The organism is Massilia scottii, assembly GCF_030846495.1.
GTDB lineage: Bacteria > Pseudomonadota > Gammaproteobacteria > Burkholderiales > Burkholderiaceae_D > Telluria_A > Telluria_A violaceinigra.
Genome location: NZ_JAVCWM010000002.1, coordinates 338933 through 363029, shown reverse-complemented (window position 1 = coordinate 363029; position 24097 = coordinate 338933). Strand labels below are relative to the sequence as shown.

Sequence of the window (24097 nt, the reverse complement as noted above, 5' to 3'; positions counted from 1 at the left end):
GATCGCTGCTGTGCCCCCATAACCCGTTGCGCGATCGATGACTCCATACCGTTTCAGCTCTCCCGGCGATGCCCCGCGTGGCGTCAGCCTGCCGATCAGCGCCAGCCAAATCGATATCTGGCTGGTCTTCTACCACGATATCGCCGACCCGGCCTTGCTGGCCACCTTGCTCACGCTGCTGAACGAGTCCGAGCGCGCGCAGCAACTGCGCTTTCATTTTGCCGACGACCGCCTGCGCTACCTCGCCACGCGCGCGCTGGTGCGTACCGTGCTGTCGCGCTACGCCCCGCTCGATCCGGCCGACTGGGTGTTCACCCCCAACGAATACGGGCGTCCCGCCATCGCCAACGACCACCCGCAGGCGCGCACACTCAGCTTCAACCTGTCGCATACGCGCGGCCTGATCGCCATGGCCGTGACGCGCAACAGGGTGCTGGGAGTCGATGTGGAAAACCTGATTGCCCGCGAGGTCTCGGGCGGCATCGCCGAACACTTCTTCTCGCCGACGGAAGTGGCGGAGCTGGCCGGCGTGCCCCCCGAACGGCGCCAGGACCGCTTCTTCGAGTACTGGACCTTCAAGGAGGCCTACATCAAGGCGCGCGGCATGGGCCTGTCGATTCCGCTCGACCGCTTCAGCTTCGACTTCCCGGACCAGCGCCAGGTGCGCCTGAGCATCGAACCCGATCTGGGTGACGATGCCGCGCGCTGGCGTTTCTGGCAGTTCCAGCCAACGCCCGACTACCTGCTTGCCCTGTGCGCCGAACGCCTGGACGGCGCGGAGCCGCTGCTGACAGTGCGCAGCGCCATCCCGACCGTGTCCGACGCGCCCTTCGCGTGGACACTGCTGAAAGCCGACCCGCGCTAGCCGTTCAAGAACATCGAGGCGAAACGCTGCGCAATCGTCGGATCGAGATCGTACGCCGCCGGATCGACCGCGAAGCGCTTGGCGATCTCCGCCACCTTGGCGTATTCGTCCGGATTCTGCATGCAATGCTGCAGCAGGCCGCCCGTTTGCTGCTCAAGCTCGGCGCTGGCCGCCAGGCCGCGCGGGTCGCAGCGCGGCAAGTTCGAGAACGATTCCCTGGGCAGCACGTCCGGCTGCCACTGGAACGACAATGCGCTGCCGTTGTGACGGGCCACCAGCGGCAGGGACTGGCCTGCATCGATGCGCGCTTCCGGCAAGTATTGCAGGCCCTGTTTCCAGTGCGGCTGCCCGGCTTGGCGGGGATCGTTCGATAGCCAGTCGCCCTCGCCCATCCCGAGGTCGAACCAGAACAGCACCGCACCGGCCGTACCGGCCGCAATCGCCGGCAGGTTCAACGCCGTTTCCTGGGGTTCCGGGCCGGCGCTGGCGAAGTCGAACGCAAACACATCGAATGGTTCGCTCAAAGCCCGGTAGTTCAGCTGTGCCGCATCGACGTTCACGAACGTGGGCGAAGCCTGATAGGGATTGAGCAGGTTGGCGTCGATATCCCAGATGCGGTCGATGCGGTGCTCGATCAGCATGGCGCGAATGCGCGCGCGTGCGGGCACGAAGCGCGCGTCGTCCGTCAGCAGGTGCTCGCGTGCGTATGCAAGGAAATGCAGGATGCCTTCGCCGATCAGGCTGCAGTCGAACAGTTCAAACACCGCCAGGTCGGCCCGCTGCGGCAGATCGTCCGGCACGTTGAGCTTGCGGCAATCCTTGCCGACCAAGTCGATCTGCCCGGATAGCCCGTTTAGCGCGACAACTTCCTCGCCCGCCGCCAGAATGGCGGGATCGATTTCGCATCCGATCACGTGCGCGGCACCCGCCTTTGCCGCCATCATCGACAACAGGCCGCAACCGGCGCCGATATCGAGAACCAGTTTGGCGGAATGCTTCGCCAGCGCGGCCTGGAAAGCATCGTTGCGCGCGCGGTCGGCCAGCATCGGCACATACCAGCCGGGCAGCGCCCGCGTGCGTTGCGTGAGCGCTGCCGGCTCGGTCCGGAAATGCAGCCGCGTTTCGCCCACCTGCGCGCTGACTTTCAGCGCAGCACCACGCTGAACGGCGATCGGATCGGTGTACTGGATGGCCGGCTTGATACAGCGCAGCGGGCTGCCTGGCGCGTTGCTGATGCGCGCGGTCCCCAGTTCCAGCTCGAACCAATAGATGATCGCATCGATTTTGCCGTCCGCAGTAGCGGCAGGCGACAGGTTCCACGTGGCTTCGGCGAAGTTCTCGAAGTCGATCTCGCCGGCCAGGACAGGCTCGGTCAGCGCGGTCCAGCATTCGGGCGTCAGGTCCAGCGCTTGCGGGTACATGCTCCAGCGCAGCTGGTTCATCGGCTCCAGTGCATGGTCCGTCCCCGCGTAGTTCCACTGTACCGCCATCGCGAACACCCTGGCCCTGGCGGGCAGCACGCGCGCCGGCGCGGCCCTGCCATCGGCCACGTGCTTGCGCAGGGCCTTGACAATGCCGGTGCCGAGCAGGCTGTGGTCGATACTCGGAAACACAAAACAGTCGGTCTGCGCCGCCACTGCCGCCGCATTGCCGGCCGCGGCAATATCGATGCGGCTGGTGAACTCGTCGAACGAGATACGCCGTTCTTCCTCGGTCCAGCCGGCGATTGCGCCTGCGTGGCGCGCATGCCAGGGGCCGAGGAAGTGCTTCTGGACCATGCCGGTGGCAATGCGCGCGTCGAGCGGAGATGCTTCGGCGCACAATGCATGCGCCGCCCCATGGTGCAGCGCGCGCAGGGCGAACACCCCGAGTTCGCTGCCACGGAACAGCACCCGCTCTCCCGCCGTGCCCGACAGCGCCTGGTCCCACGCGGCCAGCCATACGTGATCGTCCAGCCGATTGATCGCATTGCGGGGCGACAGTTGCGCACTGTAGCGCCACAGGTGCTGCTTGAGCCCATCTACACGAAACGCATCGCTCGATGCCGGCATCGACGGGTCGTCCAGCAGCGCCGGATCGAACGTCACCTGCGGCGGTGGCGGCAGTTCGATGTGCAGCGTTTCCTGCGCGGCGCCTGGGTCCAGGGTATGGCGCAGCTCCGCTTCCACCTCGCGCATCCTTTGCGCGACCGCTTCGTTGCCCGGCTCGATGCGGAGCGCCTGCTGGCAGGCCGCCAGCGCTTCCGCGCCACGCTCCAGTTTGTGCAGCAGCCGCGCACGCTCAGCGTGCCAGCCCGCGTGCTCGGGAACGGCGTGCAGCAGATGGTCGTAGTAGCTCAGCGATTCTTCCAGCCTGCCATCGCGCGCGCTCGATTTGGCCAGCTTGTCGAGATAGGGCAGCGCTTTTTCAAGGACATCCTTCGGCACCCGCTCCAGCATCGCCGTCATCAGCGCCGGGTCGCCCGAGGCGAGCGCCTCGCCGAGATCGTTATTCCAATCAGCCATGTTGTTCCATTTTCCGTGGGTGGGCGTCGCCGGCCAGTCTGGCCAGGTTGTTCAGGTCCTGGCCGTAGGGCGTCAGGGTCGCGTGCGTACTGGAGGCGGAGGGGCCGGGCAAGGCATATTTGACGAAGGTCGCCAGCGTTCCGGATGGCCCGACGTCGATGTAGCGATGCGTGCCCTGCGCCTCCAGCGAGGCAATGGCTTCGCGAAAGCGGATCGGCTGGCGCACCACCTGCCAGAAGTAGTCCTCGGTCATTTGTTCCAGCGCCGCGCCGCGCGCGCAGCACACCAGCGGCAGCGTTCCCTTCGCGAGCGGAATGGACTTCATGAACCACGCGAATTGTTCTTCGGCGAGGTCGATCCGCTCCGAATGGAACGCGTAGCGCACTGCCAGCCTTTGGTACGTGATGCCGCGTTGCCGCAGAACGGCTTCGATGGTGTCGAGATCGGCGTGGGCGGCCGACACCGCGAAATGCGTGCTGAAATTGATGCCCGCCAGCGCGCTGTGCCGCTTCAAAAAATCGTCCTCGTACAGCGACGGCTCGGCCACGATGGCGATCATGCCGCCACGCTCGCACGACGTGTCGAACGAAGCCGCCTGTTCCAGCACGGCCGCCAGCGCATCCTCCGGATCGATGTACCCCGCCACGGCGGCTGCGGCGAACGAACCCAGGCTGGAGCCGAGGGTCAGGTCAGGCAGGACGCCGCGCGCAATGAGGCATTGTGCGAGCGCATATTCGACCATGAAGATGGCCGGATGCGTGCAGGCGATGTCATCGAACATCGCCGATTTGGGCGCCGAATACACCGCATCGATAATGCGGCGCCCGGCGATCTTGCAGACCAGGTCGTCCAGCCGCGTCATCCAGCTGCGAAATACCGGATCGGCATCGAACAGCTGCTTGCCCATCTGGTAGTACTGCGATCCCTGGCCCGAAAACATGAACACGGTCTTTGCCGGCATCATCAACAAAGCCCGGTCACGACGTTGATGCCGAGCGTGCGGTAGTATTCGCACCAGAAAGTCGCCGAGTCCCTTGCGTCTTCCACCGACGGCGCCAGTTCGATTTCAAAGATGTCGATCTTGCCGCCGTCGACTGCCTGCTTTACCCAGTCCGCTATGTCATGGCTGCCGCTTTCCGCCACGTCCGAGAAAATCTGCGCTTTCTCTTCGTCCAGGCTTCGGCGGGTCCAACCGATATAGTGAAGATCGTCGTTATCCGAGCCGATGCCGAAGATACGATATTGAGCGATTGTCATATAAACACCTCTACGATGAACTGCGTGGTTGCGGAAAACGGGGCGACCTGCTTCGGGCGGAAATCACATCGGAGTCAGTTCGTCGAGCGCAAAATAGCCGTTGTATCCCTTCAGGTACACCGCCGCCCGGTGTCCGAACAGCAGCACGGCATCGGTCCGGGTTTCGAGATTATCCAGATTGAGCAGCGACGACTTCACCTTGGTTCCGACCGGGTGCATTTTTTTCCAGAGTGCGATTTTTTCCTGCGCATCGCTCAGCTTGACGGGCGCTGACAGCGGTGCCGGCGCCGCCTCGCCCGACAAACCACCCTTGATGAGTTCATTAAGCAGCGCTTCCGGCGTCTGCAGCTTGATCGTCATGACCAGTTTGGTCAGCACGTCGCCATGGCCAAGTTCCTCGAATACAGGCGCCACACCGCGCTCCATGCCCATGGCCAGCAGATACTGGATGCTCTCCGACCAGCGCACGGTACTGGCGATCTGGGCCGACAAGGTATCGAGCATCGCATCGGCGCGATACGGCCGGGCGGTCACGTTGGCGATCACGTCAATCTTGGGAGCCGCGAACGTAAATTCTTTCAGGAAGTCCCTGAATTTCTCCATCGCATCCTGCATGAAGGCGGAATGAAAGGCGCCGCTGGTCGCCAGCGGGTAATAACGCATTTTCCCGGTCTGGAAAAACTTCTGGACGGCGGCGATTTCTTCCGACAGCCCCGACAGCACGATCTGGGATGGCGTGTTGTAATTGGCCAGATAAACCTGATTCAGGCCGTTCGCCTTGAGAATGCCTTCGATATCGTCCTTGCTGGCGTTGAGCACCGCCGCCATGGCGCCGTTGCTCACCTGCGCCATCAGCTCGCCGCGTTTCTGCACCAGTTTCAGGCCGGTCTCGAAATCGAAACACTCCGCCGCCAGCAAGGCATTGAATTCACCGAGGCTGTGGCCCGCCAAAAAATCGGGCGCCTGGCCGGTCTCTTCGAGCTTTCGGTAATACGACAGCGCATTGACGACATACAGCGCCGGCTGGGTGAACTGGGTTTTGCCGAGCTCGTCGCGCGGATCTTCCATGCACAGCTCTTTGATGGAATAGCCGAGGATACGGTCGGCCGTGGCGGTCAGGTCCGGATAGCGGTCGAACAGGCCGGCGCCCATTTCCTTGGACTGGGAACCCTGGCCGGGGAACATATATGTCTTCATTAATACAGCTCCAAAAGGTGAATCAAGCGTTATCAGGAATAGCGTTGCAGGCAAACCGCGGTATTCACGCCGCCAAACCCCATGGAGAGGTTCAGCGCATTGTCGATCGAATGCGATACCGCTTCTTTTCCGACCCATTTCATGGCCGTCTCCATCGGGTTGTCCAGGTTCCTGGTCGGATGCAGGCGGCCTTCCTTCATTTGCAGCATCACCGCAATCAGTTCCACGCAGCCGGCGGCGGTCAGCCCGTGGCCAATCACCGATTTGGTGGCATTGAGCCAGGCGTGGCCCAGGCGGCATTCGCGGATGCTTTCCAGCTCGGTGATGTCGCCGATGGGCGAGCCGGTGCCGTGCGGGTTGATGTAATCGATGTCCGCTGGCGTCAGGCCGGCGCACGCCAGCGCCCCCTTGATCGCTTTCATCTCGCCCTCGACCGACGGGTTCGGGTTGCGGTGCGCATCCATCGCCATGGCCCAGCCGGTCAGGCGCGCGTACGGCGCGCGTTCGGTACGGCGCGCCGCATCGGCACGCTCCACCACCACCGCGCCGCACGATTCGCCGAAGATGAAGCCGTCGCGGTCGCGGTCGAACGGGCGGCAAGCGAGCGCGGGTTCGCTGGCATACAGCGTCGAGCCCATCGCCCCAAGCGAGCGGAAACCCTGGCATTCCCAGTACGACAAATCCATCAGCGCGCCGACGGCGATGCACACGTCCACCCTGCCCGACTCGACCGCCCGCATCGCCTCGATCACGGCCAGCTGCCCGCTGGCGGACGCGCCGCCGACGGTGTAGGCAAAGCCGCGGATGCCGAAGACTTCCGTGCACATGCCGCACAGGTCGCTGTCCATGAACGACATGCCGTAGGTCGGACGCAGGAATTGCTCGCGCCCGCGGTAGTTGTCGTGCGCCAGGGTCAGTTCGCGCTGCTGCACGTTCGAGCCGCCCACGATCAGGCCAACACGCTCGGGCGCCACCTCACCCAGCGCGGCATCATTCCACGCTTCGTGCAATGTGACCAATGCAACCTGCCCCGACAGCGATGCGGTGCGCAGCAGGCTGCGCGGGATCGCATCGGGCATGGTCAGTTCGCCGATTTCGGCGCCCAGGAAGCCGGGAGTGGCCTGGCTGTCGGCGCCATTGGGCCGCTGCCGTCCCGGCCGGCGCAACGTGTCGAAACGGTGGCGCCCGGCCATCAGCGCCGCCAGAAAGGCTTCCCGGCCCTGGCCGATGGCCGAGGTCACGCCGATGCCGCTCACGACCAAGTCGGATCGACTAGGATTTTTCATGGATCATGCGTGCAAGATCGCCGATGTTGTCTGCTTTTGCGAGCAGCATCAGCGGAATGTCCACCGACAGCGATTCCAGCGTCATCATGATGATGTCGGCGCGGTCGATCGAATTGGCACCCAGCGACTTGAGAGAATCGGTTTGCTGGAATGGATGGCCGTCCAGGCTGGGAACCACTTCGCGGGTATGGCCGACGATGATCTCGTAAATGCGGTCTTTGCTCAAAATACTCTCCTGTTGAATAAGTTACTTGCCGAAAAACGCTTCGATGCGCTGCTTGACTTCGGGTTGATGAAAGGTGAGCGCATGCATCGCGATCTCGTCCTCGATGAACGCCGCCAACTGTTGTCGCAGCGGCAGAACCAGATGGTCTTTCAAGGTCACCAGCGAGAACCTGGGCTTCTCAGCCAGGGTGCGCGCCAGTTCCAGCGCCTGCTCCAGGACCTTGTCGCGCGCCACCACCGGAAACGGCACGCCGCGCTTTTGCAGTTCCTCGCCGCGGTAGGTGGACGCGGTCAGCATCATTTCGCCAGCCAGGCTGATGCCCAGCTTTTGCGGCAGGATGAAGGTCGAGCCCATGCCGGGCGTAAAGCCGTACTTCATGAAATTGGCGGTGTAGATGCTTTCGCGCGCGAGGATCACGAAGTCGGCGAACATGCCCATCACGAAGCCGCCGCCGATGCCATGGCCCTGCATCGCGGCGATCACGGGAATCGGGCAATTGAGCGCCAGGCTGTACAGATCCTTGTCGGTGAACTTCATCTTGCCTTCGAACAGGTCGCGCAAGCCTTCCTGGGTGCCGCCGCTGGAAAAATAGCTGTCGTAACCGGTCAGGATGACGACCTTGCAGTCCTGGCGCGCGCCGATGCCGGCGAAGGCTGCGGTCAGCCCGGCGATCAAGCCGTCGGTGAAGGTGTTCTTGTTCACACGGTCCTGCATGGTGACCTGGACGATCCCCGCCTCAAGATCCCTGACCTCGACGATCGGATCACCCATCAGTCTGCCTCCCATGGGAATTTGCCGGTCCGCACGTAGCGCGCGATGGTGCGCAGGTTGCCCGGATCGGTGAACACCTCCAGGTTGGCGGCCAGTGCCTTCGGTTTCGCGGCCACCAGCGCGTCGTCCAGACTGCCGGCGTAGCGCTTGTAGCGCGCGATACCGTCCTTGCCGAGCCGGCGCAGCCGCAACAGGTGCTTACGCACCAGGTTGTCGCTGTTGTCGTCGCAGGCATCGACCAGGCCCCATTCCATCGCCTGCGCGGCCGACACGGGCTGCGTCATCAGGGTCATGTAGTTGGCCTTGGCAAAGCCCACCCGGCGAATCAGGAAAGGCAGCACGCAGGCCGGCATCAGCCCGAACAGCAGCTCCGACAGGCTGTACACCGCCTTTGTCTCGCTCAGGACGATGTCGCAGGCGGCCACGAAGCCGATGCCGCCGGCGTTGGCGCGCCCGCGCACGTGGGCCACCGTGACGAACGGACCACAAGCGAGCTGGTGCCACAGGTCGTACAGCGGCCCGGGGTCTTGCCGGTCCTGCCCGCCCAGGCCGTCGCCATCGACCCTGGTCTGGATTTCCTTGAAGTCGGCGCCGGAACAGAACGCTTCCGGCAAGCCTTCGAGCACCACCACCTTGGCGTGGCCGACGCAGGCGCCCAGCGCGTGGCCCAGCTCTTCGATCAACAAGGTGTTGATCGCGTTGCCGGAGTCGGGGCGATGCATCTGCAGGAAGCAGATGTCATCGTCGAAGCGCACGCGCAAGGTGTCGTAGCTGCTGGTCAGGACACCCATTCGTATTCTCGGTGGAATTCTTTGATCTGCTTGAGCAGCAGGGTCGGCTGGTTCAGGGTGGTGCGCGCTTCGGCGATGAAGCTGGCGTCCGGCACCATGTTGCGCGTGCCAAACTTGAGCTCGCGGCTCTTTTCGAGCAGGCGGTCGTACTGTTCCATCGACAGCTCGTAGCGGTTGTCCAGCGTTTCCCTGATCTTCAGCCCGCGCAGGCGCTCCTGGCCTTCCTTGCGCACCACGCCGCTGAAGAACTCGGAGCAGCAGCCGGAACCGTAGGAAAAGATGCCGACCCGCTTGGGCTGGTCGAATTCGCCGTTGTCGATGGTGCTGGCCAGCGCCAGCGCGGCGGTGGCGCCCATGATGTTGCCGACCCGCTGGCAGTGCGTCAGGCTTGGCGTGACCCGGTTCTGGAAGTCGATTTCGATCTCGGCCGGCTTGGCCTTGACCAGTTTGCGCATCATGTTGCGGTGCGCGCCCTTGACCATGCCGCCGAACGGCGTGTGGTACGCGAGGTAGCCGAAGGTGTCGCCGAAATGGGCGCCGTCGACCCGTTTTTGATACTCCAGGTAGGCGTTCTCGCAGCAATTGAGGTACGACAGCAGCGACAGGTCGGTGTCGCCGGCGTCGGTGTCGGCCGAGGGACGGCAGGTATCCATCACTTCGAAGCCGTAGTAGCCGTTGGCGCCCACGTCGATCTGGAACACGTGCGGGCGGTCGCTGACCAGCATCGCCACCGCGCCCGAGCCGCCGCTCGGCTCGGCAAACGACCAGTCGGCCGACAGCGCGTCGCCGCCCTCTTCCACCATGAAGCGCGAAACGTCGGTGGCGATCACCAGCACCTTGCCGCCGGGCGAGGTTTGCGACAGCACGAAATTGATTGCCATCTGCAAGCCCGCCACGCCCGAGTAGCAGGCGTTTTTCAGCTCGAACAGGCGGCAGTTGCGGTTCAGGCCCAGCAGATCGTGACAGTAGGTGCTCATCGATTTGCCGAAGTCGAACGACGATTCGGTGCAGGTAATGACCATTTCGATGCGGTCTTTTTCTTCCGGGCTCAAGGCATCGACGATCGGCTTGGCCGCGTTGACGGCGAAGGTGATCGGGTCCTCGTACGGCAGCGCGACGGTTTTCTCCTTCATCAACAGGTTTTCAAACCGGCTCATGTCCAGCTTGCGGTGCGCGGCCAGCTTGGTGACATCCAAAAATGCCGTGCCGGCAAACAAATTCATTGCTTCGATTCCAACGATGCTCACGTGCTTCCTCCGGTGATGGGGATACGTCGGTATCCCGGGCTAAACAAAGTCGAGTAACTTGCGCGCGCTCTGCCCCTTCCTCAAACGGAAGGCGGCAAAGCTGTGCTTGTCGGCGAAATGCAGGTACATGTTGTAGCTAAGAACATCCGCGAAACGCTGCCCTGGCGGCCGCGCATAGGTGTGGCCGGGGTAAATCCGGGTTTCCGGGCGCAGGCGGAACTTGAGGCGTTTCAGGCTGTCGAACATGGCGTGGGCAGCGTCGATGCCGTTGCAGATGCCGCAGCCTTCGGCGAACAGCACATCGCCCGTGAACAAATGGTCGCCGATCAGGTAGCAGACGCAACCGGGTGTGTGGCCCGGCGTCAGGATCGGTTCGATGCGCATCTCGCCCACCCGCCACGGCGTTTCGTCGATGGCGATCAGTTGCCGCGCGCTGAAGCCCGCGGCGGCAATTTCTTGGTGCGACATCCAGATCGGGCAGTTGTAAAAGTCCGCCAGCGGCTTTGCCAGGTCGATATGGTCGGGATGCGCATGCGTGAGCAAAATGCCGCGCAGGGTCGACTGGGTGTTGGCCAGCATCGTGTGAATGGCGTCGATCTGCCAGGCCGGATCGACCAGCACGGCCTGGTGCGTGGCCGGGTCGACGATCAGATAATTGTTGTTCTTCATCATCTGACGCGCGACCTTGATCAGGAACACGCACGGCGCCAGCGCGTCGCCGTGGTTGCCTGCCGGATCGTCATCCATCGCCCGAAACTTATCCACCATCATCCCCTGTGCCCCGCGCGCCGCCGAAGCGGCACACGGGGAATTTGACAGCGCCGCAGTAGACCGGCGGGCGCGCATATTGTTACTTTTCGTGACTATCTGAGCCGATCAAAACATGCCTCGAATCTCCTTGTCAAACTCAAATGTTAATTTATGCATCGTGCATATCACCTATTCCGGCAGCATCAAACTGCTTGTGCCGGCGCCCTGTGCGGCATGCATTTTGGGTAGCGCGCGCAGGTAGAAATTGTTGAGTTTGACGAGCACGTCGCCGCTTTCGCTCAGCAGGAAAATGTTAAATTGCTTGATGTCCTGGTTGGCGGCGTGCGCCGTGCCGGCATGTTCGACGTAGGCGTAGCAGGTCTCCGGCAGCGGGCGCAGGATCTCCACATCGTCCAGTGCAAATGGCAGGTACGGCGTGTCCGGCGTCTCGCCCGCGGCCATGCCGACCACGGTTTGCAAGGCGCCGTCGATGATGCTCGGGTGCAAGATGTACTGGTCGAAGCTGGCCCGCAGTTCGTCGGCCAGTTGCAGCCGGGACAACACGAAGTCGCTGCCAATGTGCAATTCCTGGATCGTCCGGAAGCACGGACCGTAGTGGAAACCGGCGCTGGCAAGCTGGCCGTAGCAATCCGCGCCCTGCACCGTCTTGCCGGCGCGTTGCTTGAGCTGGGCGATCGGATACGCTGGCGCTTCGCCATCGACGTGCCTGCTGGCCGGGCCGTGCGACATGCGCCCTTCCGCATGCACCACCCGTTCGTTGTCGTCATCAAACGAGACGATCACGAACTCGGTGCTGCTGCCGATGGCCTTGAGGAAGGTCTTGACCTGTTGCGCATCCTTGCCGAGCTTGAGCGGCTGTACCCAGACGATGTCTTCGATCCGTATCACCGATTCTTCACCGGCGATGGTGCCGGTCACGCAGGCAAGTTCCAGGAAGCCCGCGCCCGGGAAGAAGCGCTCGCCGTGGACCTGATGGTCGCGGCCGTAGAATTCGTCGCCGGACAAGCTGGACGCGAAGGCAACTTCCCTCAAGGTCGATGCGTTGCTGGAAACCAGCGGGTGCAGCTGGGCAGCTGGCGCTGTCGCCGCCGCGCGCTTGGCGACACTCGTCGTAGCGCCCACCGGCGTGTCCGAGACCCAGAAGCGTTCCTTTGCGAACGGATAGCTCGGCAGCGGCAGGCGGACCGGGCGCTCGGCGCGGTAAAAATCTTCCCACTCGACGATCCGGCCTTCTGTCCACATGGCCATCAGCGCTGCCATGTCGCCGTTGTCGAACAGCGCCTTGGTGCGGCCGCGTTCTTCCTGATTGGGGCCTTTTTTCTTGCGGTGCGGCTCCAGGGTCGCCAGACTCATGGTTGAAGGAGCATTGCCGGCGATGTAGCCCGACAAACCGTTCAACAGTTCCCCCGCGTTCGCGACGACCATTGCCAGACGCTCATCCATCGCCTCGCGTCCGACCTGCAAGGTGTATGTCAGGGCGGCCAGATCGATGTCACGTTCCATCGTCAAATAGTCGCGCAACTGGGCTGCGCGTTCTTTCAGGCGCGCCTGGTCGCGCGCCGACAGCACCACCAGATAGCCGTCCTTCCCTGCGCAAGCCGGCTCGCCGGCAGGCCGCTGGTACTCCTCGAGGATCAGGCAGGCATTCACGCCGCCCGCGCCGAAGGAATTGATCAATGCGCGGCGCGCCTGGCCATCTTTTGTCGTCCATGGCGCCAGCGCATGCTGCAAATAGAACGGCGAGTTGGCGAAATCGATGTTCGGATTGACGACATCGGAGTGGATGGTCGCGGCAATCTGCCGATGCTTGAACTGCAGCAAAATCTTCGCCACGCCGGCGATTCCGGCCGCCGATTCCGCGTGCCCGACGTTGGCCTTTACCGAACCCAGCGGGCAAAATCCCTTGTTCTGGGTGCGCTTGCGGAATGCTTGCGTCATCGACAGCACTTCCAGGCTGTCGCCCAGCCTGGTACCGGTGCCGTGGCCCTCAACGTAGCCGATCTGATCGGGGGTAATACCCGCCTTGTTCATCACTTGCTCGATCAGCACGGCTTGCGAATTCGGGTTCGGCGCCGCGTAGCCGTTCGACCGGCCGCTGTGCTCGTACGCGCTGGCGGCGACCACACCATATATATAGTCGTTGTCGGCGACCGCGCGCGCCAGCGGCTTGAGCACGAACGCGCCCACGCCCTCGCCCGGGATAAAGCCGTCGTCGCCATCGCCGAAGCTGCGGCATTTGCCGTCCACCGCCAGCATGCGCTTGCGGCACAGCGACTGGTATTTGGCCGGATGCAGGTACAAATTGACGCCGCCGGCCACGGCAACCTGGCAATCCTTGCGCTTCAGGCTTTCGCAAGCAAGGTGGATCGCCACCAGGGCGGATGAGCACGCGGTATCGACCGGCATGCTTGGTCCCTGGAAATCGAAGAAATAGGAAACCCGGTTGGCAATCGACCACGGCAGCGCGGCAGGGTTCACCATGTTGCCGCGGCTCCATTCGTCGGCCGTCAGCAGGTGGTAGGAGTTGGTGGTCACCCCTACGAAAACCCCGACATCGGCGCTTTTTGCCTTCGGATGGCGTTTTTTGAGGCTGTCGCGGGTATAGCCGGCATCCTCGACCGCGCCCCACACCGACTGGATAAACATGCGCTCCTGCGGATCGATCATGCGCGCGTCGTCCGGCGACACGCTGAAGAAGGCGGCGTCGAACTTGTCGAAATCATCCAGGAAGCCGCCGGAGGTGCAGTAGATCTTGCCATCCTGCGCTGTGGCGGGGTCGGCGTTGAAGAAAGCGCCCACATCCCAGCGGCTTGGCGGCACCGGTTCGATCAGGTCGCGCCCGGCGCTCAGGTTCTCCCAGAACGCGGCCAGCGTGGCGGACTGCGGGAACTGGCCGTTGACGCCGATGATGGCAATCGCGCCCATCTCTTCCGCCGGGGCGCTGGCAACGGGTGCGGTGGGCAGAGGCGCGGCTTCGATTGTTACCGGCACGACAGCAGCCACGTCGAATCGCTGCAGCAATTCCGGCTGCGCCTGCTGGACCAGATAGCCAGCCAGCTCTTCAATGGTTGCGTACTCGTAGAACAGCGTTTTGGGCAGCTCGCCCAGGTCGCGCTCCAGATCGGCGTTGATGCGGCTGATCATCATCGAGTCCACGCCGAACGATTCGAAGCGTTCCTGGGCGTCGATACGGTCGACCGCCAGCTTGATCTGCTCGCTCAGCAGGGTTTTCAGATAGTGCTCGGTTGCCTCGCGCAGCGGCTGGGCGTCCATGTTCGCGCCCGGAACCCGGACGGACTGCGCTTTGCCGCGCGCCAGATAAGCATCGATTCTGGCGGCATCGCCATACAGCGCGATAGCTTGCGCATCGCCCGCCTGCAACGCGGACTCGAAGAAGCCGATGCCGGCGTTTGAGGGCAAGGGAGACAGTCCCGAGCGCTCTTCCATCAGCGCCACGTCGCCCGGCGACAATTGCATGCCGCCGTCCTGCCACAGCGGCCAGTTGATCGACAGCGATTTTCCCGGGCCTTGGCGCTGCTCCGCGTAGCCATCCATGAAGGCGTTGGCGAAGGCATAGTCGGACTGCCCGACGTTGCCGAGCGCTCCGGCCACGGACGAGAACGTGACGAACAGGTCCAGGTCCTCATCCCTGGTGGCGAGATCGAGATTGATCGTGCCGCTGACCTTGGCGGCGAACACGGCTTCCATTTCGGCGCGCGTCTTGTTCAGCACGAACGCGTCGCGGTGAATCCCCGCGCTGTGGATGACGCCGTCGATGCGTCCGAAGCGGTTTTTGGCTTCGCGAACGACCGCATCCGCTTGCTCACGGTCCGCAATATCTGCCTGAACATAGAGAACGTTATCGCTCATGTGCTGCGCGGCATCAAACGCGGACCGCCCGGTCAGTACCAGTTTCGCGCCGTATTGCTTGAGCAGATACTGGCTGAACAGCTCTCCCAACCCGCCCATGCCGCCGCTGATGATGTACACGCCGTTCTGCTTGATGACGGTTCTGGCCTTGCCGGCTGCAATAGCAGGCGAACGCACCAATTCCCGTACCTCGCGCTGCTCGCCACGGTAGCGCACTTCGCCGGCGCGCCAGTGCGCATCGCTCAATTCGTCGCACACAATGCGGGCAACGTCGTCGTCAACACTGATGGTTTTCCACGAAAATGCGGGATTTTCCATCGCCAGGCTTTTCAGATACCCGGCGATGGCACGATGTTGCGCGGCAGACGCGTCGCCTGTGCGTACCGACACGATCCTGATTGCGTTTGCCGGCTTTTGTTTCAAGATGGCCTGGCACAGCGCGTGTATCGCGAAAATGCCGTTCTCAAGGCTGCCCGCCGCGTCCGCGAAGTGAACGATTGCGGCTGGCAGGATACTGGTGTCCCGCGTCGCGCCCGGATGCACGCGCTCAAGCTGGGCAAACAGCGCCGCGTCAGCGCCCACAACCAGCAGCGGACCTGCCGTATCGCCTGCAACAACCGGCTGCGCCGTCCGCCATTCGGTGCGGTAATGGAGCAATTGCTTGCGAACTTGCTGAACCGGCGCCGTGCCGGCAGCAATCCAGAAGCGCTCGCGGGCAAACGGGTACGTCGGCAGCGACACGCGCTGCGGCCGCTCCGCACGGTACAGCTGAGCCCAATCGACGTCCACGCCGCTGACCCACTGGGCAGCGATGTGTTCGTGAACCGATGCACGTTCGCGCTTGGTGCTGCCTTCCCACACATCGTTCGCCACGCCGTGCTGGCGCCATTGCCGCAGCTTCTCCTTGAGTTCCGTTTTGCTGCTGGCCACAATGGCCAGACGCTCCTGCATTGCTGTGCGGCCAAGCTGGGACGTGAAGGCCATGTCGGCCAAGGCCAGATCGTCGGCATCGCCCAAGAAGGCGATCATCGTATCGGCGTAAGCGAGCAGCCCATCGCGATTGCGCGCCGACATGACAAACGCGTGCGGACGCTCTTGCCGCTGCACAGCTGCGCGCGCGTCCACAAAGTCTTCCAGAATCAGGTGCGCGTTCGAACCACCGGCGCCGAACGAGCTCACCCCGACGCGGCGCGGACGGTTATCCGGGCGCTTCCAGTCCTGCAACGCGGTCTGCACGTAGAACGGCGTGTTCGGAAAATCGATATGCGGATTGAGGCGCTCGGCATGCAGCGACGGCACCAGCTGGTCGTGTTTCATCTGCAGCAGCACTTTGGTTACGGCGGCGATGCCGGCGGCCGATTCCAGGTGCCCGATATTCGACTTGACCGATCCGATCGGGCAAGCCTGCTTGCCCACCGGCCGGCCCGTGCCGTCGAACGCCTGCACCAGGCCGGTCACTTCGATCGGGTCGCCCAGCGATGTTCCCGTGCCGTGGGTTTCGATGTACGAGATCGTGGCCGGGTCGATGTTGACCTTGTTGAGCGCCTCCAGGATCAATTCCGACTGCGCGACCGGGTTGGGCACGGTGTAGCCGTTGGTCTTGCCACCGTGGTTGATGACGCTCGACTTCACGACGGCGTAGATCTGGTCGCCATCGGCAATCGCCTTGTCCAGCGGCTTGAGCAGCACCGCACCGACGCCCTCGCCCGGCACATAACCATCGCCGCCGTCGCCAAAACTGCGGCAGCGGCCATCGGTGGACGCAAAGTTGCCCTGGCTGAGGCTGAGGTACTTGCTCGGATGGATCGATACGTTGACCCCGCCGGCGATGGCAACATCGATGCCGCCCTTGCGCACTTCTTCCGTGGCAAGGTGAATTGCGGTCAAGGACGACGAGCACATCGTATCGAGCGCGAGGCTCGGTCCCTGGAAGTTGAAGAAATACGACACGCGGTTGGCAATCGAGGCAAACGAGGAACTTGGCGAACCGGCGGCCCCCGCTGCGGCGCCGTACAGCTCGTATTGCCCCCACATCACGCCGACGTACACGCCGACCCGGTTGCGGGCGATCGCATCCTTGCTGTAGCCGGCGTCTTCGATGGTTTCCCACACGGTTTCGATGAACAGGCGTTCCTGCGGATCGATCAATTCCGCTTCCTTGGGCGATATGTTGAAGAACAGCGCATCGAACTGGTCCACGCCGTCGATAAAACCGCCCCATTTGCTGTAGGCCTTGCCCGGCTGGTTGCGTTCGGTCGTGTAGAACGGCGCGTGATCCCAGCGCTCTTCGGGAATCTCGGTGATGCAGTCGCGGCCCGCTTTCAGGTTTTGCCAGAACTCGCGCAAGTCCCTGGCCAACGGGTAGCGCCCGCCGACGCCAACGATGGCGACTTCGGTGATTTTTGGGACGGCCTCGGCAAAACGCATCTTGCTGCGTACCGGTGCCGGGATGTGGATCGCGGCGGGAACGTGGGTGGGGGCTTGGCCACCGGTTTTTGCGGTCAGCACGTTCGGGAACGCCTTGACCAGATACCCAGCCAGGCGCGCAATGGTCTGGTACTCGAAGAACAGCGTCTTGGACAAGGAGCCGAAGGTGCGCTCCAGCTGATTGGTCAGCTTCATCGCCAGCACGGAATCCATGCCGTACTGCTCCAGCGGCGCCTTCGGGTCGACTTCGTGCGATGGCATCTTCAGCAGCCCGGCAAACTCATTGACGAGATACCGCTGCGCGTTCTCCAGCAAGCCGCCGGTTTCGCCGCTCGGGATTGCGGCCGGCACCTCGACCGCTGCCGGCGCATGACGATGCTCCAGCGCGCGGCGCAAGCGGCTCAGATGACCTTCGATCACCAGCGCCTGTGACGTGCCGAGCGCCAGGCTGCGGTAGAACGCCTGCATGCCACTGGCGCTGCTCAATGGCAGCATGCCCGACGCTTTGGCCAGCATGGTCAAGGTGTCGGCGTCGAGCTGCATGCCGCCGTCTTGCCAGAGCGGCCAGTTGATGGACACGGTCTTCGTGCGCTGCGCCGCGAATTGGTCCATGAAACCGTTCGCGGCGGCATAGTCGGCCTGGCCCGCATTGCCCATCGCCGAGGCGAGGGACGAGAACAGCACCATGAAATCGAGATTCAAGTGCTTGGTGGCGGCATCCAGGTTGACTGTGCCGGCAACCTTCGGGGCGAGCACTTGCGCAAAGTCTTCGACAGTCTTATTGATGATGAAGCTGTCGCGTGTCATGCCGGCGCTGTGGATGATGCCGTTCAGCGCGCCGAACTCGCTGACGATACCGGCAACGACCGAACGGACCTGATCCGGCTGGTTCAGGTCGAGCTGGCGGTACACCACGCGTCCGGCCGGCATCGGCAAGGCATGTTCGGCCGCGCGGCCGGTAAGGACCACGACCGCATCGCTGGCCTTCTCGATGATTTCGCGCGCAAACAGCAAGCCAAGGCCGCCCATGCCGCCCGTGATCAGATACACGCCACCGTCTTTGAACACCACATCGGCGGCGCCAGCGTCTTGCTCCGTCCAGCGCAGCGCAGTTTGCAAGCTGCCTGCGTGCCTGAGCAAGGATTCGCCCGAACGCAGCATCGATTCGCGCAGTTGCGCCACCAGCACCGTCTCGTCGACATGGCGTTCCGTCAGAATCACCTGACCGATCAGGTTGGGATTTTCCAGCCGTGCCGTGTCGATCAGGCCGGACAGCCCGGCCAGCAAGCTGTCGCCAGCCTCACAGCCAATCACGAGCTGGAACAGCATTTTCTCGTGCGACGCTGTCTTGAGCATCGCTTGCACCTGCTCGAAACAGGCGACGGCCACTGCGCTGTAGCGCGCCGCGGCATCTTGCGTGGCGTCGCCTGCCACATGCCGCGCTTCGATACCCGGCATGCGACCGGAATCGAGATGATCCAGATCGCACAGCAACACCACGTGACGGCGATAATCGACCGCGCCATGGGCGGCGCCGACGGCTTCCCAGCGCGGCACGGCGATCAGGGTGCCGACCTCAATCTCCTGCATCGAGCGCGACGCCAGGCCTGTCAGGCGGGCGCACAGGGTGCCATCCTGGCCGCACAGGTCGATGTCGATCTTTTCTCCGGCGCGGCGCACCCAGGCAAACATGCGCGCCGCGAACGGCGCATGCACGACGATGGCATCGAGCGCAAACGGCACGGCCGGTTGCCTGGGCAGGTTATCGATATCGGCGACGAGGCCAATGGCAGCCTGCAAGGCGCTGTCCAACATGCCGGGATGGAGCACGAATGCGTCCGCATCACCCTGCAAGCTCAGCTCGGCCAGTACCTGGCCGTCGCCGCGCGCAAGCGCCGTGATGCAGCGGAACGACGGTCCGTAGTGAATGCCCATTGTCTTGAAGGCGCCGTAAGCCGATTCGGCGCTCAGCTCACCGAGGTTCATCCCGGCTCGGACGGCGTTCAGGTCGATCCGCTCGGCGCCGGATGCATCCGACAGCACCACTTGTCCCTGGCAGTGCGTGACACCGCCGCCGGTATGTACCTCGAAATCGATGACGCTATCGCCACGCGGCGCCAGCGCGACTGTCACCTCCCGATTGCCATCAACGACAATCGGCTGCGTCCACGCGACATTGTTGATCTGCAGTTGCCGCGCCTGCGCGCCGGCCGGCATCGCCATGTCAACCGCTGCGCGCACCATTTCCAGGTACGCGACGCCGGGCAGGATTTTCTGGCGCGTGGCCCCGATCCGGTGATCGGCCAGGAAAAACTCGTCGCCGCTGAACTGGGCGCTGTAGCTTTGCTCGAAAAAGTCCGACGTATTCGCGTGCACGAGCGGATGCAGCGGCGCGGCCCCACCGGAACGGCGCGTTGCGGCCACGCGGCTGATCCAGTAGCGGTCTTTGGCAAACGGGTACGCTGGAAGGCTGATCAGCACCGGCTTGCGCCCGGCGTGCAGTTGGCGCCAGTCGATTTCCAGGCTGTTGACCCAGAGCTCGGCCAGTTTCGGCAGCTTTCTGCGGGCGATCCACTTGGCGATGGTCTCCATCATGTCATCGTCCTGACTGAGGACGGACATGCTGTCTTTTTCCTTGTCGGCCTGGCCGAGGTAGAACTGGTCGATGCCGTCTTCGCCGCGGCCGAACGCGGCCAGTTTTTCGGCCAGCTGCGCAACCGAGTCCACCACAACCGCCAGCCGCATATCCATGACTTCGCGCCCGACTTGAAGCGTGTACGCCATCGCGTCCAGATCGGGCGCATTGTCCTGCCGTTCGATGAAGTCCAGCAGGTCGCCCGCCTTGCGCTTCAATTGCGCTTGCGTGCGGGCCGACAGAACGATCACCACCCTGCCCTGTTGCGGCGCCACCGCGTTGACGGCGGCGTATTCCTCGATGATCAGGTGCGCATTCGAGCCACCGGCCCCGAATGACGAAATGCCGGCGATCCGTGGCACCCGCTTGCCATCGACTTCCGGCTGGTCCCATGCGCGCAAGGTCTGGTTGACGACAAACGGGGATGCCTCGAAATCGATGTACGGATTCAAAACCGACGAATGCAGCGACGGCACGATCATCCGGTGCTTCATCTGCAGCAGCACCTTGGTCAGGCCCGCGATGCCGGCCGCCGATTCGCAGTGGCCGATATTCGACTTGGCTGAACCGATGGCGCAGAACTGGCGGTCCTTGGTGTACTCGCCAAAGACCTGGCTCAATGCGGCAATTTCGATCGGGTCGCCCAGCCTGGTGCCGGTGCCGTGCGCTTCGATGTAGCTGACATGGCGCGCATCGATGCCATATTCCTTCAACGCCAGGCCGATGACGCTGGCCTGCGCCTTGGGATTCGGCACGGAGTAGCCATTGGTCTTGCCGCCGTGATTGAGCGCGCTGCCCTTGATGACGCCATAGATATGATTGCCGTCGCGCTCAGCATCCGACAAGCGCTTGAGGACGACCGCGCCCACACCTTCGCCAGGAATGTAGCCGTCGCCGCCTTCGCCGAAGCTCTGGCAGTGGCCATCGCTGGAAATGAACTGCCCGGCGCTGAGGATCAGGTATTTGTTGGGGTGGATCGACACGTTGACGCCGCCGGCGATGGCCAGGTGGGTGCGGCCTTGCTTCAGGTCCTGGCACGCGAGGTGAATCGCGGTCAGCGAGGATGAACACATCGTGTCCAGGGTCATGCTCGGACCGTGCAGGTTGAGGATGTAAGACACCCGGTTGGCGATGCTGGCGTAACTGACCGGCACACCCACGCGGGCGCCCTGCAGGCTCGCTTCCGCGCCGAACAGCTGGTATTCGCCGTACATCACGCCCACATACACGCCAACCTGGCCGGTCTGTTCTTCCTTCTGCGCGGTCTTGAGCGTTGCACGGGTGTAGCCGGCGTCTTCGATCGCCATCCAGGTATGCTGCAGGAACAGGCGCTCCTGCGGATCGATCATTTCGGCGTCGACCGGTGGAATATTGAAGAACAGCGGATCGAATTCGTCCACGCCGCTGATGAAGCCACCCCATTTGCTGTAGTGGCAACCTTCGGCGGTGCGGTCTTCGCTGTAATAATCGCGCCAGTCCCAGCGTTCCTTCGGCACCTCGACGATGCAGTCCTTGCCATCGCGCAGATTGCGCCAGAACGCTTCAAGGTCGGCCGACTCGGGATAGCGTCCGCTCAGGCCGACGATGGCAATCGGTTCGTCGTGGCGCGCGCCCGGGGTCGCGGGGGCGATGCCGCGGCCTGCCCGCTTGCGCGGCGTGGCGTGCGTCACCGGCATTACCGGGGGAGCGGCTTCCCGCTCAGGTTCGGCCACCGAGAACAGCGCCGCCAGCGTTGGTGCCTGGCTGCGCACGAAGTATTCGGTCAGCTCGTCGATGGTCTGGTGCTCGAAGAACAGCGTCTTGGACAGCGATCCAAACGTCTTCTCCAGCTGCCGGGTGAGGTCCATCGACAGAATCGAGTCGATTCCATACTTTTCCAGCGCCGCGCGCGGGTCGACCTTGCTGTAAGGGAGCTTGAAAAGGTCGGCGAACTGCTTGCGAAGATAGTCGCGCGTCTGCTCGTGCAGATTTCCGGCCGGTGGCGCCGCGACTGGCGCCGCCTGCTCAACCACCACCGGTACCTGTTCGAACAGGACTTTCCTGATTTTTTCCACATCGCCTTCGACTACCACCGTCTGCTGCTGCCCTTCCAGGCAGCGCAGGAACGCCCGCATGCCGGTCTTGGTCTGCATCGGGTGCATGCCGGTCAGTTCGCGCATCGCGTCCTGGTCGTGCTGCGGCATGCGCATGCCGCCTTCCGCCCACAACGGCCAGTTGACGGCAATCGTCTTGCCCTTGCGCTGGCCGACGGCGGCGAGCCGGTTGCGGTGATCCGCAAACTGGTCCAGGAAGCCGTTCGCGACCGCGTAGTCGGCCTGTCCGACATTGCCCATCACCGATGCGCCGGACGAAAATAGCGCCATGAAGTCCAGGTCCACGTCCTGGCTGGCAGCATCGAGATTGACCGCGCCGGTCACCTTGGGCGCGAGCACTTGCGCGAATTCGTCGCGCGTTTTCTTGACGATCAAGCTGTCGGCAATCATGCCGGCGCTGTGGATGATGCCATTGAGCTGGCCGTGCGTGGCGACGATGCCGGCCACCAGCTGCCGCACCTGGGCCGCCTGCCCCAGATCGAGGGTGCGGTATTCAACGCGGCCTTCACCGGACAGCGCGTTCAGCTTGTCCTGCACATCCTGCGACGAATCCGCGCGGCCGGTCAGGATGACCTTCGCCCGCACCGTCTGGCGCACGATTTCCTGCGCAAACACGGTACCCAGTCCACCCAGTCCGCCTGTAATCAGATAGACGCCACCTTCCTTGAAGGCGATGGCCGGCGTGGCTGCGACGTCGTGCAGCTCTTCCCAGCCCATCACTTCGCGCACCGTGTTCCGGTAGCGGACGATGCCGTCGTGCGCCGGTTCTGCATGGATTTCTTGTGCCGCAAGCGCATCGACGAGCAAAAGCTGCCCATTGACGTCCGGGTGCTCCAGCGCGGCGGACTTCAACAGCCCGGAAAGACCGATCAGCAGGTTCGCTTCCGCCGCATCGGGCACCACCAGCTGGATAAAGACGCCAGCCGGGGTTCTGTTCGCGATGATGTCGCGAATAACGTCGAAGCAGCCGAGCGCCAGATCGGTGTAGCGTTGCGCCATGTCGCCATGTGGCGCTGTCACGTGGTGCACATGCGCATCCGCGATTGCGCCCGCAGCGAGATCGCAAAACAGGACATGGCGCTCGGCGCTGCCGGCGCGCGCATCGCCGCTTGGGCTGGCCGTCCACACCGGCTTGGCGAGCACCAGCCCGACCTGCTGGCGACGCGCATCCGGCCGCACGCTCAAGGTGCGCGATGAAAAGCCCCTGAGCTGCACGCAGACGTTACCGTCGGCGTCGCACAGGTCGATATCGAGCTTGGTGAACTTATCGTTCGCGCCGGTGCCTTGCGCATGCCGTATCCACGCCACCATCTCCTGCTTGCACGCCGACAGGACCCGTACCGATTCCAGCGCGAACGGCAACGATGGATGGCTGGGCAGTACCCGCAGGTCTCCCAGCAATCCGATGGCTGCCTGCAGCGCGCCGTCCACCAGGCTGGGATGAAGCTCGTAGGCTGCCAGCGTGTCCGTTACCGATGGCGGCAGTTTCAAACGGGCCACGACTTCCCTGTCGCCGCGATAAACCTGGCTCACCGCCTGATGCGCCGGCCCGAACTGCATTCCCATGGCGCGGTAGGCGGGATAGACAGCGTCGGCATCAAGCTGGCCGGCGGTCATGCGCGCGGTGAGCGCATCCAGATCGAGCCGCTCGTTCGTGCGGTCGCTGGCAAACCTGGCCATGCCGCGACAATGCACCACTTCTTCACCGTCGGCTTCTTCGCTGAAGATCTCGAACTCGATCGCTTCCGCGCCGGACGAAAGCGCAATGCAGACGTCTGTCCGCTCGCTCACGACCAGCGGCTTGACCCATACCACATCGCTCAATACGACCTGGCCTGCGTCCGGCATGGCATCGGCAAGCGCTGCCCGTGCCATTTCCAGATAGGCGACGCCGGGTAGCACACGAAGCGCGGCGCCACCATCGGCCAGCACCTGATGATCGCTCAGGAAAAACTCGGCGCCGGTGAACGATGAGCGGTAGCACTGCTGATACATATCCGAGATATTCCGGTGCAGCAGCGGGTGCAGCGTTGCCGCGCCACCGGAAATGGCCGCATTCCCGGAGAACTGCCTGATCAAATTGACCGCATTTTCTTTCGACAGCCTTCTGTTCTTCAGTTCCGAAACAACATACTCGATAAAGTCGATCATTGTTTT

Annotated in this window: 12 protein-coding genes; 1 reads left to right on the top strand and 11 read right to left on the bottom strand. The window is 63.3% G+C overall.

The features are described 5' to 3' along the window. Positions 1 to 37: 37 nt before the first annotated feature. Entirely contained in the window at positions 38 to 865 is an 828-nt protein-coding gene (locus RBA41_RS03690; protein WP_306621146.1) for a 4'-phosphopantetheinyl transferase family protein, read from the top strand. On the opposite strand, the gene RBA41_RS03685 is transcribed toward RBA41_RS03690, so the two are convergent. The 11 genes from RBA41_RS03685 to RBA41_RS03635 form a co-directional block, all read right to left on the bottom strand. Next, the gene (locus tag RBA41_RS03685) at positions 862 to 3369 is read right to left on the bottom strand and encodes a 50S ribosomal protein L11 methyltransferase (protein WP_306621144.1); all 2508 of its coding nucleotides are present in this window, start codon (positions 3367 to 3369) and stop codon (positions 862 to 864) included. The genes RBA41_RS03690 and RBA41_RS03685 overlap by 4 nt on opposite strands. After that, entirely contained in the window at positions 3362 to 4333 is a 972-nt protein-coding gene (locus RBA41_RS03680; protein ID WP_306621142.1) for an acyltransferase domain-containing protein, read from the bottom strand. Before RBA41_RS03680 ends, RBA41_RS03685 begins: the two co-directional genes overlap by 8 nt. Next, on the bottom strand, positions 4333 to 4626 hold the full coding sequence (locus RBA41_RS03675) for a hypothetical protein (RefSeq protein WP_099878383.1): 294 nt from the start codon (positions 4624 to 4626) through the stop codon (positions 4333 to 4335). The genes RBA41_RS03680 and RBA41_RS03675 overlap by 1 nt, the downstream gene beginning before the upstream one ends. A 63-nt stretch (positions 4627 to 4689) precedes the next feature. After that, a complete protein-coding gene (gene fabD, locus RBA41_RS03670) occupies positions 4690 to 5823 on the bottom strand; it encodes an ACP S-malonyltransferase (RefSeq protein WP_306621140.1) in 1134 nt (377 codons plus the stop codon). Between the two features lie 32 nt (positions 5824 to 5855). Further along, positions 5856 to 7109: a beta-ketoacyl synthase N-terminal-like domain-containing protein gene (locus tag RBA41_RS03665; RefSeq protein ID WP_306621138.1), complete on the bottom strand. Its 1254-nt coding sequence runs from the start codon at positions 7107 to 7109 to the stop codon at positions 5856 to 5858. Continuing rightward, positions 7096 to 7335: an acyl carrier protein gene (locus RBA41_RS03660; protein ID WP_099878374.1), complete on the bottom strand. Its 240-nt coding sequence runs from the start codon at positions 7333 to 7335 to the stop codon at positions 7096 to 7098. Before RBA41_RS03660 ends, RBA41_RS03665 begins: the two co-directional genes overlap by 14 nt. 21 nt (positions 7336 to 7356) lie before the next feature. Continuing rightward, positions 7357 to 8106 carry a polyketide synthase gene (locus tag RBA41_RS03655; protein ID WP_306621136.1) on the bottom strand — a complete coding sequence of 250 codons (750 nt, stop codon included), beginning with the start codon at positions 8104 to 8106 and terminating at the stop codon, positions 7357 to 7359. Then, the gene (locus RBA41_RS03650; protein ID WP_306621134.1) at positions 8106 to 8897 is read right to left on the bottom strand and encodes an enoyl-CoA hydratase/isomerase; all 792 of its coding nucleotides are present in this window, start codon (positions 8895 to 8897) and stop codon (positions 8106 to 8108) included. The genes RBA41_RS03655 and RBA41_RS03650 overlap by 1 nt, the downstream gene beginning before the upstream one ends. Next, positions 8885 to 10144, bottom strand: coding sequence for a hydroxymethylglutaryl-CoA synthase family protein (locus RBA41_RS03645; protein ID WP_306621132.1), 1260 nt, complete (start codon positions 10142 to 10144; stop codon positions 8885 to 8887). Before RBA41_RS03645 ends, RBA41_RS03650 begins: the two co-directional genes overlap by 13 nt. Positions 10145 to 10183: 39 nt before the next feature. Continuing rightward, positions 10184 to 10909, bottom strand: coding sequence for an MBL fold metallo-hydrolase (locus tag RBA41_RS03640; RefSeq protein WP_306621130.1), 726 nt, complete (start codon positions 10907 to 10909; stop codon positions 10184 to 10186). Positions 10910 to 11083: 174 nt separating this feature from the next. After that, a complete protein-coding gene (locus tag RBA41_RS03635; RefSeq protein ID WP_306621128.1) occupies positions 11084 to 24091 on the bottom strand; it encodes an SDR family NAD(P)-dependent oxidoreductase in 13008 nt (4335 codons plus the stop codon). Positions 24092 to 24097: the final 6 nt, after the last annotated feature.

What these genes read in the sequence shown, in the direction of transcription:
- RBA41_RS03690 (WP_306621146.1), top strand. Translation starts at nt 38, where the DNA reads ATGACTCCATACCGTTTCAGCTCTCCCGGCGATGCCCCGCGTGGCGTC.
- RBA41_RS03685 (WP_306621144.1), bottom strand. Translation starts at nt 3,369, where the DNA reads ATGGCTGATTGGAATAACGATCTCGGCGAGGCGCTCGCCTCGGGCGAC.
- RBA41_RS03680 (WP_306621142.1), bottom strand. Translation starts at nt 4,333, where the DNA reads ATGATGCCGGCAAAGACCGTGTTCATGTTTTCGGGCCAGGGATCGCAG.
- RBA41_RS03675 (WP_099878383.1), bottom strand. Translation starts at nt 4,626, where the DNA reads ATGACAATCGCTCAATATCGTATCTTCGGCATCGGCTCGGATAACGAC.
- fabD (WP_306621140.1), bottom strand. Translation starts at nt 5,823, where the DNA reads ATGAAGACATATATGTTCCCCGGCCAGGGTTCCCAGTCCAAGGAAATG.
- RBA41_RS03665 (WP_306621138.1), bottom strand. Translation starts at nt 7,109, where the DNA reads ATGAAAAATCCTAGTCGATCCGACTTGGTCGTGAGCGGCATCGGCGTG.
- RBA41_RS03655 (WP_306621136.1), bottom strand. Translation starts at nt 8,106, where the DNA reads ATGGGTGATCCGATCGTCGAGGTCAGGGATCTTGAGGCGGGGATCGTC.
- RBA41_RS03650 (WP_306621134.1), bottom strand. Translation starts at nt 8,897, where the DNA reads ATGGGTGTCCTGACCAGCAGCTACGACACCTTGCGCGTGCGCTTCGAC.
- RBA41_RS03635 (WP_306621128.1), bottom strand. Translation starts at nt 24,091, where the DNA reads ATGATCGACTTTATCGAGTATGTTGTTTCGGAACTGAAGAACAGAAGG.